The organism is Klebsiella sp. A-Nf5, assembly GCF_002810545.1.
GTDB lineage: Bacteria > Pseudomonadota > Gammaproteobacteria > Enterobacterales > Enterobacteriaceae > Klebsiella > Klebsiella variicola.
This window is the reverse complement of record NZ_PIOG01000009.1, coordinates 49551-61146: the sequence shown is the minus strand read 5'-3', so window position 1 is coordinate 61146 and position 11596 is coordinate 49551. Positions and strand designations below refer to the sequence as shown.

The window sequence follows — 11596 nt, the reverse complement described above, 5'->3', positions numbered from 1 at the left end:
GGGAAGGGCGCGGAACCGCTGCTGAAAATGAGCTGGCGCTATAAGCAGCCAGACCATCCGGAATCGGCAGAAGTGGCTAAAGAGAACAACGGCTACGCGCTGGCGGATCTCTACGATCAAAATGGCACTTTGCTGGCGAAAAAAGGCCAGTTGCTGAATAGCTTCGCACTGCTGCGCGATGACGGCAGCACCGCGTCGTCGTGCTGGATCTACACCGGTAGCTGGACCGAGCAGGGTAACCAGATGGCGAATCGCGATAACGCTGACCCTTCGGGCCTCGGCAATACGCTGGGATGGGCCTGGGCGTGGCCGCTCAATCGCCGGGTGCTGTATAACCGCGCCTCGGCTGACATGAACGGCAAGCCGTGGGATGCGAAGCGGATGCTGATCCAGTGGAACGGCAGCAAGTGGGTCGGGAATGATATTCCGGACTTCAATACTGCGCCGCCGGGGAGCAACACCGGGCCTTTTATCATGCAGCAGGAGGGACTTGGCCGCCTGTTTGCGCTGGATAAACTGGCGGAAGGGCCGTTCCCGGAACACTACGAGCCGATGGAAACCCCGCTGGGCACCAACCCGCTGCACCCGAATGTGGTCTCCAGCCCGGTGGTGCGTCTGTATGAAGAGGACGCCATCCGCCTGGGTAAGAAGGATAAGTTCCCGTATGTCGGCACCACCTATCGTCTGACCGAGCATTTCCACACCTGGACCAAGCATGCGTTGCTCAATTCCATCGCGCAGCCGGAACAGTTTGTCGAAATCAGTGAAGGACTAGCGAAAAGCAAAGGTATCGCCAACGGCGATTGGGTGAAAGTCAGCAGCAAGCGCGGGTTTATTCGCGCGGTTGCCGTGGTGACCCGGCGCCTGCGCACGCTGAGCGTCAACGGCCAGCAGGTCGAAACCGTCGGTATCCCGCTGCACTGGGGCTTTGAAGGCGTGGCCCGCAAGGGTTATATCGCCAACACCCTTACGCCTAACGTCGGCGATTCCAACTCGCAAACGCCGGAGTATAAGGCGTTTCTGGTCAACATCGAGAAAGCGTAAGGAGCGATTCAATGGCGATGGAAACACAAGACATTATTAAACGCTCCGCGACCAACCCGATCACGCCCGCGCCGCGCGCGCGGGACTATAAGGCGGAAGTCGCCAAGCTTATCGATGTCTCCTCCTGCGTGGGCTGTAAAGCCTGCCAGGTGGCTTGTTCTGAGTGGAATGACATCCGCGATGAAGTGGGGCACTGCGTCGGGGTGTACGACAACCCGGCGGATCTCAGCGCCAAATCCTGGACGGTCATGCGCTTTAGCGAGACCGAACAGAACGGCAAGCTGGAGTGGCTTATCCGCAAGGATGGCTGTATGCACTGCGAAGAGCCGGGCTGCCTGAAGGCCTGCCCCTCCGCCGGGGCGATCATTCAGTACGCCAACGGCATCGTCGATTTCCAGCAGGAAAACTGCATCGGCTGCGGCTACTGCATTGCCGGGTGTCCGTTTAATATCCCGCGCCTCAATAAAGAGGATAACCGGGTCTATAAATGCACCCTGTGCGTGGACCGGGTCAGCGTTGGTCAGGAACCGGCCTGCGTGAAAACCTGTCCTACCGGCGCGATCCACTTCGGTACGAAGAAAGAGATGCTGGAGGTGGCCGAGGAGCGGGTGGATAAGCTGAAAAAACGCGGTTATGCCAACGCCGGGATTTACAACCCGCAGGGCGTCGGGGGCACCCACGTGATGTACGTCCTGCATCATGCTGACCAGCCGGAGTTGTATCACAAACTGCCGAAGGAACCGCAGATCGATACCAGTATCAATCTGTGGAAGGGGGGGCTGAAACCGCTGGCGGCGGCGGGCTTTATCGCCACCTTCGCCGGGCTTATCTACCACTACATCGGTATCGGGCCGAACAAGGAAGTTGACGACGACGAGGAGGAGCATGATGAGTAAATCGAAGATGATTGTGCGCACGACGTTTATCGATCGCGCCTGTCACTGGACGGTGGTTATCTGTTTCTTCCTCGTGGCACTGTCGGGAATATCGTTTTTCTTCCCGACGCTGCAGTGGCTAACGGAAACCTTCGGCACGCCGCAGATGGGGCGTATCCTGCACCCGTTCTTTGGGGTGCTGATTTTTGTCGCGCTGATGTTTATGTTTGTGCGTTTTGTCCACCACAATATTCCTGATAAACAGGATATCCCCTGGCTGAAAGGCATCGTGGAGGTGCTGAAAGGCAACGAACATAAGGTCGCGCGCGTCGGTAAATATAACGCCGGGCAGAAGATGATGTTCTGGACCATTATGAGCATGATTTTCGTGCTGCTGGTGACCGGGGTGATTATCTGGCGGCCGTATTTCGCGGCATATTTCCCGATTCAGGTGATTCGCTATAGCCTGCTGATTCATGCGACGTCGGCGATTATCCTGATCCACGCGATCCTCATCCATATGTATATGGCATTCTGGGTGAAAGGGTCGATTAAAGGCATGATCGAAGGCAAGGTGAGCCGCCGTTGGGCGAAGAAACATCACCCGCGCTGGTATCGCGATGTCGAACGCCTGGAAGCGATCAAAGAGAGTCGCGAAGGGATGAAGTAAGCCGTCTGGTCAGGAGACCCGCTCCAGTTTTGCTGGAGCGGGTTTATGTATTCGTGATTAATGCGTCCATCGCTGATATCACGGTAGTTCTTTCTTTCGCTAAATTGCAGATAAAATATTTTTTATCCAGCCTTTGCTTAGCCACGCTGGTGATTGCCGGCGTGTTGATGAACAGTTTCTCAAACTCCATATTAATAACCGGGGCGGCAGCATGATAATGGCCGGTCAAATGAGAATGATAGCTCAGCGGCACAATTAAACGTGTGCCAAGGTCATTAAAATAATCATGTTGGATTACCATTAAATAAGGTTGAAACGCATTGGTTCTCGATGATGGGTTACGAAAGATATCAAATTGTGCTGCCATTAAATCCCCCCGAAAAAAGGATCCTCTGACAGCAACCCTGCACGGGCGGTGAATTCATTCAGTGCCTTAATGAATTCCTGGTCTTTTCGGCGTTTGTCCGCGTCGACGATGGTCAGTGCCTGGTTGCGCGGGTTAACCGTTGTTGCACGATCGCGAGTCCCTGGCTTGTTAACGGTATTCTGTTTCATTTTCCGCTCCTTGTTGTTGGCGAGCTGATTATCACGCGGTATGAGATGAAAAGAAATACCTGGTTCAGCTTTGTTTTTTATTTTGCGAGACAGCTTCCAGAGGAAAGTAACAGCCTGAAATACTCATGGTTATGGTAATAAACCCGGCGCTGGTATTAACCAGCGCGGCGGGGAATAATCAGAACTTCTCCGGAATAAAGCGGAAGGGGAAATTGGTTTGTTTCATTTTGCCAATTTTGCGCTTCGGCAGCGTCACATGTTCCACCGGTAAAGCTTCATAGGGGATCTGCGACAGCAGATGGGTGATGATATTCAGGCGTACGCGCTTTTTATCCTCCGAGCGGGCGACGAACCACGGCGCCCAGGCGGTATCGGTGGCGGCGAACATGGCGTCGCGGGCGGCGGTATATTCATCCCAGCGGTTGAAAGACTTAATGTCCATCGGCGAGAGCTTCCAGATTTTACGGCCATCGTCGATACGATCCCGCAGGCGGCGCTCCTGCTCCTGCGGAGAGACCTCCAGCCAGTACTTGAGCAGAATAATGCCCGATTCGACCATGCCGCGCTCTACCATCGGCGCACCGTCGAGAAACTTCTGCACCTCCTCCGGCGTGCAAAAGCCCATCACCCGTTCGACGCCGGCGCGGTTGTACCAGCTGCGATCGAAAATCACAATCTCGCCAGCCGCCGGAAGGTGTTTGATATAGCGCTGAAAATAGAGCTGGCTTTTCTCACGCTCGGTGGGTGAGGGTAAGGCGACGACCCGGAAGATACGCGGGCTGACGCGCTCGGTGATCGCCTTAATGGTGCCGCCTTTGCCAGCGCCGTCACGGCCTTCAAAGACGATGCACACCTTCAGCCCTTTATGCACCACCCAGCGCTGCAGTTTCACCAGCTCAACATGGAGTTTGCGCAACGCCTTCTCATACGCTTTATTGTCGAGCGGGGCGGTCTTCACCGCCGCGTCGACCGGATTACCGTTTTTCTTATTACCCATCGCCATGCTCCGTGTTGCCGAGGTATCCCTTTGAAGTGTAATCCTTCGCCGGCGAGGCGGTGGAAAATATTCGCGCAGGGGACGGGCTAGCTGGCGTTCCCCGCCGCAATGACTTCCAGCCCCACCCGCTGCCCCCATGACAGCTCCAGGGTGTTACCGTCCGGGTCGGCAAAGAAGGCGAAGTATCCCACCGGATCGCCCAGCTGTTCCGGTTCCCGCCGCAAAATGCCTTCCCGCCGCGCCTGAGCGACCTTCTCATCGATCTCCGCCTGGGTGGCGCAGGCGACGCCGAGATGGCCGAACGGGCCCAGCGGCGTGTCGGCCGGATCGTCACTCTGCACCAGCACCAGAGCGAAGGGCCGGGTGCGATCGCTGAGCCACGCCACCTTACGCGCTGAGGGCAAGCCGGGCTTGCGCTGGTGAATGACGGTCATCGCGGTATAGCGGGTGTAAAAATCAATACTGCTGGCCAGACAGCGGACGGTAAAGGCGACATGGGTAAAACCGACATCAACAGTGTGCATCGATTATTCTCCAGAGGTGAATGATGGGGAGACTTTACAACCTCAAGTTAAGTTGAGATCAATTGGGCGTTTATCGCTTTGAGCCCACTGATTTTAATAGGGGAGGGTCATTGCTAAGCCACGCCGTCGCTGGCTCGATGACGGCCTGCCGCGCGGGCGGCGAGCATGAACGAATCAGGCCGTTGTATGGAGGAAGCTGCCGTCGGGCGTTTTTAGCTGGTGTGTCGGGGCGGGATAGTCAATAATGCCGGCCGTCTCTCAATACCCCTATAAGATGTATGAAAAAAACGATTTTTTCACTGGCGCTGGGCACCTTCGGACTCGGCATGGCGGAATTTGGCATTATGGGCGTGCTGCCGGATATGGCGCACGATGTCGGGATGTCGATCCCCGCCGCCGGCAATATGATTGCCTGGTATGCCTTCGGCGTGGTGATCGGCGCGCCGATCATGGCGCTGCTCTCCAGCCGGTTTTCGTTGAAATCGGTGATGCTGTTTCTCGCTGCCCTGTGTATTCTCGGCAATACCCTGTTTACCCTCTCCAGTAGCTACGCCATGCTGGCGCTTGGCCGCCTGGTTTCCGGTTTTCCCCACGGGGCGTTCTTTGGCGTCGGGGCGATAATCCTGTCGAAAATCGCGCCGCCGGGGAAGGTGACCGCCGCGGTGGCGGGCATGATCGGCGGGATGACGGTGGCTAACCTGGTGGGGGTCCCCGGCGGCACCTGGCTTGGGCATCACTTCAGCTGGCGCTATACCTTTGCCCTTATCGCCGTGTTTAACGTCGCCGTGTTGATGACTATTTTCTGCTGGGTGCCCACCCTCTATGATCGCACCAGCACCCGGCTGCGCGAGCAGTTCCGTTTTCTGGCCTCCCCGGCGCCGTGGCTGATTTTTGCCGCCACCATGTTTGGCAACGCGGGTGTGTTTGCCTGGTTCAGCTATATTAAGCCCTTTATGATCAACGTCTCCGGCTTTGCCGAAAGCAGGATGATGCTGATTATGATGCTGGCGGGGCTGGGAATGGTGGTCGGCAATCTGTTCAGCGGCAAAATTTCCGGGCGCTTTAGCCCGCTGCGCATTGCGGCCATAACCGACGGGGTCATTGCCGTGACGCTGCTGCTGATCTTTGCCTTCGGTGAGCATAAAGTCGCCTCGCTGACCCTGGCGTTTATCTGCTGCGCGGGACTGTTTGCCCTGTCGGCGCCGCTGCAGATCCTGCTGCTGCAGAACGCCAAAGGCGGCGAGATGCTGGGGGCGGCAGGAGGGCAGATTGCCTTCAACCTCGGCAGCGCCATCGGTGCCTTCTGCGGCGGGATGATGATTGCCCAGGGCTTTGGCTGGAACAGCGTGGCGCTTCCTGCCGCCACGCTGTCGTTTCTGGCGATGAGCGCCTTGCTCATCTATGGCTGCCATCAGCGCCGACAAGCTTGCTAACGACGCTTACTCACGCCAGGGTTCGCCAAGGGTCAGCATCAGCCGGTTGGCCCAGGCGAAAAAGGCCGTAGACTGCAGCAGATCCAGCTGGGCCAGGGTATCTAAACCCTGCTCATCAAGCGCCGCCAGATGGCGGGCATTCAGCCCGGGCGGCGTCACCGACAGCGCAGCGGCGGCGTCGATTTCCGCCTGCCAGCGCGGCGACTGGCCGTCACTCAAATTCTCCCCCGGCGTCACCGCCAGCAGCGTGTCGACGGCGGTCTCGTCCTTTGCCAGCTGCGCCGCTTTGCGGGCATGCACCGAGGCGCAGTAAATACAGCCGTTGATTTTGCTGGTCACCGTGGCCGCCAGTTCGCGTTCGGCGCGCGGCAATCCTCCGGGGGTATAGAAAATGCCTTTATCGGTCAGCGTCCGCTGCTCCAGCACCGGCTGGTTGCGCGCCAGCAGGCGAAAGTAGGGGGAGTCGCTATGGCCATATTTGGCCAGAATCGCCTGTTCTTCAGCGCTGAATTCCGCCAGCGGTTTATCGGCCAGCCAGGGTTCCCAGTGCAGCTCGTCGCGGGTGAAGCGAACCGGGGCCGCTTTGCCGCTCTGGGTGTGCGGTGTGGTATGCCAGTATCCGGCGACCAGCGGCGTATCGGCGCTGACAATGGGCTTATGGTTAAGCGCCCGCAGGCCCAGCAGCAGTCGGCTCTGGAAGCTGACAAAGGCCACCAGTTGCGCCAGAGTGACGATGCCCCGCAGGCTCCAGCCCGCGCCGGTTAAGGTGTGCAGCGCGCCGGGGGTGGCTTCGACGGGGGTGAAGGTGAGCAGGCGGGCAAAGGCCAGCGCCGGGACCAGACGATCGGTGGTTGGATCGGCGAGCCCGAAACCGGCATAGTGCGCCGCCAGCGCGTCCGCCTGGTGCAGTTTCGCCACCTTCGCGGCCACCGCGAAGCGTTCATCAAGAGGAAAGTCAGCGTCCTGCTCGCTGAACAGTACTTCATAACTTCCCTGGGCGTGACGGGTGGCGGCATCGCGTACGGCGCGCGCCTGGTCGAACGGGGAACCGGCGGCAATCTCCGCCAGTTCGGCCAGAATATCCTGACTCAGCGTCATGGTGACTCCTTATCTGATGTGGGGGGCAATATGCTGAGCGATCAGCTCAATGGAACGCAGCGTATCCCGGTGCGAAGGCTCCACCGAGTGCACCTGAAACGAAATATCGGTGGCGCGGGCCAACACGCTGTCCTGCGCCAGGGAGGCAATGACATGCTCAGGATCGCCAACGTGGGCATCCAGCTGTTGCAGATAGTCGGTGACACTGTCACCTTCTATCGTATGACCCGCCGCCCGGTGCTGTGTCGCCTGCTTGCGCAGACCGGGCTCGGCGACCTGCAAGGCGTGGGCGTGACTGTCGGCGACGAAGGCGGTGCGCGAGGCGAGGATCCGCGGTGCAACGCCGTCCGGGAGCGCCGCCAGGTAGGCGTCGATGATCGGGTTCTGAATGGCGTCCAGCGGCAGGCGTGGCTCACCGAGTGGACGTGGTTGTGTGCGCGACAGCATCAGCCCGTGCCCCGCCTGACCGGCACGGATGGCGCCCTCCGCCGAGAAGGTGGCGATCCAGATACGCTCCGCCAGCTGCGGCGCGGGCGGATAGAGACGGTTGTCCGGGTGGCTCAGGGTGTCGCCGCGCCAGGCGCTATGGATCAGGTGCAGATGGTCGGCAAACACCGCCCCGCGCTGCTCGCTGGTCAGGCCGAAGGGCAGAAACGACGTTGGCGTGCCGCCGGAGCCAAACCCCACCTCCAGACGCCCGTCGGTGAGTAAATCCAGTACCGCCGCGTCTTCGGCGACGCGCAGCGGATTTTCCATCGGCAGAGTGATAATCGCCGTGCCGAGACGGATCCGGTCGGTCTGTGCCGCCACGTGGGCGAGAAACACCAGCGGTGATGGCAGGCCGCCTTCCTGTTCATGAAAATGGTGCTGGGCAATCCATGCGCTGTCGAAGCCCAAACGCTCCGCGTGGCGGATCTGTTCGGCCGCCAGCCGGTAGCGCGTTTGCGCGGAGCCCTGATCGAGCAGACGGGTAAAAAAGCCGAGGCGTTTAGGCATTATGCGTTCTCCGTGTGGGCCTGTGCTAAGCGGGGTGAAACTTGGGGAATGGCGGCGATCAGTTCGCGAGTGTAGGCCTGCTGCGGGGTAGCGAACAGGCGGCCAACGTCGCCATGCTCCACTACCTGGCCGGCGCGCAGTACCGTGACGCTGTCGGCAATCCGCCTGACCGTCGCCAGATCGTGGGTAATGAACAGGTAGCTGAGACCCAGCTGCTGCTGTAACTGCTGCAGTAGGGCGAGGATCTGCGCCTGAACGGTGACGTCGAGCGCCGAGGTCGCTTCGTCAAGAACCAGTATCGCCGGCTCGAGGATCAGCGCCCGGGCAATCGCCACCCGCTGCCGCTGGCCGCCGGAGAGCTCCCTCGGCGTACGCGATAGCAGCTCCGGGGCCAGCGCCACCCGCGCGGCGACGGTCTCCACGCGCAGGCGACGTGCCGACGCGCTGAGGCGCTCAAAGTTTTTTAACGGCTCTTCGATAATAGCAAACAGCGTCTGGCGCGGGTCGAGCGAGGCGAAGGGGTTCTGGTAGACAAACTGGATTTTCCGCCGCAACTGACGCTGCGCCTCGCGGCTGAGATGCCCGGCGTCGATACCGTCGATGGTCACCTGTCCGGCATCGGCGCGCTCAAAGCCCAGCAGGATCCGCGCCAGGGTGGTTTTTCCGGAACCGGATTCGCCCACCAGCGCATGGGTGGTGCCGCGTCTGACCTCAAAACTGACGCTGTCGAGCGCCTGCAGCGCCTGTTTGCCCAGCGAGAAGCGTTTACTGATCCCCTCAACGCGAATGGCCGGCGTGGCCAGCGGCCGGTGACGAGACGCCGTCAGCCCCAACGGCGCATCCTGCAGGTCGTGGAGCAGCTGGCGGGTGTAAGGGTGTTGTGGACGCTGGACAATCACCTCGGTGGGGCCCTGTTCCTGAATCTCTCCCTGGCGAAACACCATGATCCGGTCGGCGCGTTCTGCGGCCAGCGCCAGATCGTGGGTGACAAACAGCACGGCGGTACCCGACTCGCGGCGCAGGATATCAAGCAGGTCGAGAATGCGCTTCTGCACCGTGACGTCGAGGGCGCTGGTGGGCTCGTCGGCAATAATCAGATCCGGCTGCAGGGCAATGGCGATGGCGATCAGCACCCGCTGTTTCATCCCGCCAGACAGCTGATGCGGATACTGGTCAAAACGCTGTTCCGGGTGGCTGAGACCGACTTTAGTGAGCAGGTTAAGGACCTGCAGTCGGCGCTCACCTGCGGAGAGGGACTGATGCAGCCGCAGGATCTCTTCCACCTGCTGACCTATGGTTTTTACCGGGTTAAGCGAATTGCCGGGATCCTGCGGGACCAGACTAATGCTCACCCCACGCAGGCGGTTAAGCCGTTTTGCCGACCAGTCGCTAATCTCTTCGCCATTGAGGACAATCCGCCCGCCATCCCGGCGGGCATTATCCGCCAGCAGGCCGATTATGGCCTGCGCGGTGGTGGTTTTCCCCGAGCCGGATTCTCCGACGAAGGCCAGCATTTCGCCACGCTGGATGGAAAAACTCACGTTATGCACCACTTCGCGCCATTCGCCCCGCGAGCGGTAGCTGATGCGCAGATCTTCAACGGACAAAACGTTCATGGGCGTACTCCACTCCACTGGCGGCTAAGACGATTGGCGGCAAGGACCACGGCGACCACGGCGAGGCCGGGGAAGGTGGTCAGCCACCAGGCGGTCGACAGGTAATTGCGACCTTCGGCGATCAATAATCCCCACTCCGGGATCGGCGGCGGGGTGCCGTAGCCGAGGAAGCTGAGGGTAGCCAGGGCCAACATCGCCTGTCCGAACTGCAGCGTCGCGAAAGCAAGCACCGCAGTGAGCGAGTTGGGCAGAATATGGCGCCAGAAGACGGCGAAAAAGGTGCCGCCGCTGCCCCGGGCCGCCTCGACGTAATCACTGTGGCGCACGCGCACGACTTCCGCCCGCGCCAGGCGTGCGAAGCTGGCGATCGCCGACACGCCGACAGCCACCGCCGCATTCACCGTGCCGAAACCGAGCAGAATAATCACCGTGAGCTGCAGCAACAGGGAGGGGATGGCCAGCAGGACATCGACCAGGCGCATGATCGTGGATTCAACGCGTCCGGTCAGCGCCCCGGCGAGGGTACCAAGGGCGGTACCCGCCACCAGGCCGATGGCGACGGCGATCAGCGCCGCCGACAGGGAATGTACCGCGCCGTAAACCACCCGCGTCCACAGGTCGCGCCCCAGCTGGTCGGTACCCAGCCAGTAGTGCGCCTGCGGCGCCAGGCGCTGAGCGCCGGGGATCCCTTCCAGCGGGTTAGCGGAGGTAAACCACTGCGGGGCGAGGGCCATTAACAGCGCAGTGATCATCACCGCCCACGCCAGCCACAAGCCAGGCTGCAGACGCACCCTGCGCCATTCCGGGCGGCGGCGAACCGCGATGGCATAATCGACCAGGCTCATTTCGCACCTCCGGTCTGTAAATGGAGTCGGGGATCCAGTCGCGGCATAACCAGGTCGACCAGCAGGTTTATCAGGACGAAACCGAGGGCGGAGATCATCACCACTGCCTGCAGTACGGCGATATCCTGGTTATTGACCGCCTGCTGGGTCAGCTGGCCGAGGCCGCTGCGGCCGAAGACGGTCTCAGTGATCAGCGCCCCGGCAATCAGCTCGCCCAGCAGCAGCCCGGCAATATTCAGCGCCGGCAGCAGAGCGTTGCCCATCATATGGTGCCAGAGGACGCCCGTTTCGCTCATTCCCTTGGCGCGGGCGACCGCGACGAAGGGCTGAACCGCCACCTGATCCATGCTGCGCATCAGGATCTGCGCCAGCGGTGCCGAAATGGGCAGCGCGACGGCGATAACCGGTAAAATCAGCCCTTCCAGTGGGCCGGGGTTGATCACCGGGATCCAACGCAACTGAAACGAGAAGAGCTGGATCAGGGCGATACCTAGCCAAAAGGTTGGCAGAGAGATAAACAGCACCGGCAGCGACTGCAGGAGGTTACTCAGCCAGCGCAGCCCAGGCAGACGCGAGGCGAAGGCGAGGGCGAACGCCAGCGCCACGGCCAGCAGGAAGGCCGGCAGCGCGAGGCTTAAGGTATCCGGCAGGTTGCTGGCAATCAGACTACTGACTGCCAGCCCTGCCTGCAGGGAATAGCCGAAGTCGCCGTGCAGCATCGCCAGCAGCGTGTGCAGGTACTGGCGCCACAGCGGGCTATCGGCGCCGTAGGCCAGCCGCATGTCAGCGATTTGCGCCGGGCTCAGGCCGAGGTCCGGGTTCTGAAACTTGATCAGCACTGCATCTCCCGGCAGCACCTGCAGCAGGAAAAAGGTGAGGGTAAATGCCGCCCACAGGACCAGCAGTCCCTGGCCGAACCGTCGCAGAAGATAAGCGCTCATAT

At 60.5% G+C, this 11596-nt stretch carries 13 protein-coding genes; 4 read left to right on the top strand and 9 right to left on the bottom strand.

Going from position 1 to position 11596, the window contains the following annotated elements; genetic code table 11:
- The 3 genes from CWM53_RS00365 to fdnI form a co-directional block, all read left to right on the top strand.
- Window positions 1–1044 (top strand): molybdopterin dinucleotide binding domain-containing protein (locus CWM53_RS00365; protein WP_319829935.1); only part of this gene is annotated, 1044 nt, incomplete at its 5' end.
- A gap of 11 nt (window positions 1045–1055) precedes the next feature.
- Window positions 1056–1940 (top strand): formate dehydrogenase subunit beta, encoded by an 885-nt coding sequence (fdxH, locus tag CWM53_RS00360; RefSeq protein WP_100729625.1) that lies wholly within the window; start codon window positions 1056–1058, stop codon window positions 1938–1940.
- Window positions 1933–2589, top strand: a complete 657-nt coding sequence (gene fdnI / locus CWM53_RS00355; RefSeq protein WP_048330292.1) for a formate dehydrogenase-N subunit gamma — start codon at window positions 1933–1935, stop codon at window positions 2587–2589. Before fdxH ends, fdnI begins: the two co-directional genes overlap by 8 nt.
- Before the next feature lie 43 nt (window positions 2590–2632).
- On the opposite strand, the gene CWM53_RS00350 is transcribed toward fdnI, so the two are convergent.
- The 4 genes from CWM53_RS00350 to CWM53_RS00335 form a co-directional block, all read right to left on the bottom strand.
- The gene (locus CWM53_RS00350) at window positions 2633–2956 is read right to left on the bottom strand and encodes a CcdB family protein (RefSeq protein ID WP_023289845.1); all 324 of its coding nucleotides are present in this window, start codon (window positions 2954–2956) and stop codon (window positions 2633–2635) included.
- Entirely contained in the window at window positions 2956–3144 is a 189-nt protein-coding gene (locus CWM53_RS00345; RefSeq protein ID WP_100680336.1) for a hypothetical protein, read from the bottom strand. Before CWM53_RS00345 ends, CWM53_RS00350 begins: the two co-directional genes overlap by 1 nt.
- Window positions 3145–3322: 178 nt before the next feature.
- Window positions 3323–4141, bottom strand: a complete 819-nt coding sequence (gene ppk2, locus CWM53_RS00340) for a polyphosphate kinase 2 (RefSeq protein ID WP_012541603.1) — start codon at window positions 4139–4141, stop codon at window positions 3323–3325.
- Window positions 4142–4227: 86 nt separating this feature from the next.
- The gene (locus tag CWM53_RS00335; RefSeq protein WP_100729626.1) at window positions 4228–4665 is read right to left on the bottom strand and encodes a VOC family protein; all 438 of its coding nucleotides are present in this window, start codon (window positions 4663–4665) and stop codon (window positions 4228–4230) included.
- Window positions 4666–4943: 278 nt separating this feature from the next.
- Here CWM53_RS00335 and araJ point away from each other — a divergent pair, with 278 nt between their 5' ends.
- The gene (araJ, locus tag CWM53_RS00330) at window positions 4944–6098 is read left to right on the top strand and encodes an MFS transporter AraJ (RefSeq protein ID WP_023340216.1); all 1155 of its coding nucleotides are present in this window, start codon (window positions 4944–4946) and stop codon (window positions 6096–6098) included.
- Between the two features lie 6 nt (window positions 6099–6104).
- Here the strand turns inward: araJ and CWM53_RS00325 are convergent, their stop codons facing one another.
- From CWM53_RS00325 to CWM53_RS00305, 5 genes are read right to left on the bottom strand one after another with little or no spacing between them, the layout of a single operon-like run.
- Complete coding sequence (locus CWM53_RS00325; RefSeq protein ID WP_100729627.1) at window positions 6105–7196, bottom strand: alkylhydroperoxidase domain protein; 1092 nt, start codon at window positions 7194–7196, stop codon at window positions 6105–6107.
- Window positions 7197–7205: 9 nt separating this feature from the next.
- The gene (locus CWM53_RS00320) at window positions 7206–8192 is read right to left on the bottom strand and encodes a putative FMN-dependent luciferase-like monooxygenase (protein ID WP_165784991.1); all 987 of its coding nucleotides are present in this window, start codon (window positions 8190–8192) and stop codon (window positions 7206–7208) included.
- Complete coding sequence (locus CWM53_RS00315; RefSeq protein WP_074385738.1) at window positions 8192–9808, bottom strand: dipeptide ABC transporter ATP-binding protein; 1617 nt, start codon at window positions 9806–9808, stop codon at window positions 8192–8194. The genes CWM53_RS00320 and CWM53_RS00315 overlap by 1 nt, the downstream gene beginning before the upstream one ends.
- Entirely contained in the window at window positions 9805–10653 is an 849-nt protein-coding gene (locus tag CWM53_RS00310) for an ABC transporter permease (RefSeq protein ID WP_088717340.1), read from the bottom strand. Before CWM53_RS00310 ends, CWM53_RS00315 begins: the two co-directional genes overlap by 4 nt.
- Entirely contained in the window at window positions 10650–11594 is a 945-nt protein-coding gene (locus CWM53_RS00305; protein WP_100729629.1) for an ABC transporter permease, read from the bottom strand. The genes CWM53_RS00310 and CWM53_RS00305 overlap by 4 nt, the downstream gene beginning before the upstream one ends.
- Window positions 11595–11596: the final 2 nt, after the last annotated feature.

Coding starts and splice junctions, on each gene's coding strand:
- fdxH (WP_100729625.1), top strand. CDS start 1,056: ATGGCGATGGAAACACAAGACATTATTAAACGCTCCGCGACCAACCCG.
- fdnI (WP_048330292.1), top strand. CDS start 1,933: ATGAGTAAATCGAAGATGATTGTGCGCACGACGTTTATCGATCGCGCC.
- CWM53_RS00350 (WP_023289845.1), bottom strand. CDS start 2,956: ATGGCAGCACAATTTGATATCTTTCGTAACCCATCATCGAGAACCAAT.
- CWM53_RS00345 (WP_100680336.1), bottom strand. CDS start 3,144: ATGAAACAGAATACCGTTAACAAGCCAGGGACTCGCGATCGTGCAACA.
- ppk2 (WP_012541603.1), bottom strand. CDS start 4,141: ATGGGTAATAAGAAAAACGGTAATCCGGTCGACGCGGCGGTGAAGACC.
- CWM53_RS00335 (WP_100729626.1), bottom strand. CDS start 4,665: ATGCACACTGTTGATGTCGGTTTTACCCATGTCGCCTTTACCGTCCGC.
- araJ (WP_023340216.1), top strand. CDS start 4,944: ATGAAAAAAACGATTTTTTCACTGGCGCTGGGCACCTTCGGACTCGGC.
- CWM53_RS00325 (WP_100729627.1), bottom strand. CDS start 7,196: ATGACGCTGAGTCAGGATATTCTGGCCGAACTGGCGGAGATTGCCGCC.
- CWM53_RS00320 (WP_165784991.1), bottom strand. CDS start 8,192: ATGCCTAAACGCCTCGGCTTTTTTACCCGTCTGCTCGATCAGGGCTCC.
- CWM53_RS00315 (WP_074385738.1), bottom strand. CDS start 9,808: ATGAACGTTTTGTCCGTTGAAGATCTGCGCATCAGCTACCGCTCGCGG.
- CWM53_RS00310 (WP_088717340.1), bottom strand. CDS start 10,653: ATGAGCCTGGTCGATTATGCCATCGCGGTTCGCCGCCGCCCGGAATGG.
- CWM53_RS00305 (WP_100729629.1), bottom strand. CDS start 11,594: ATGAGCGCTTATCTTCTGCGACGGTTCGGCCAGGGACTGCTGGTCCTG.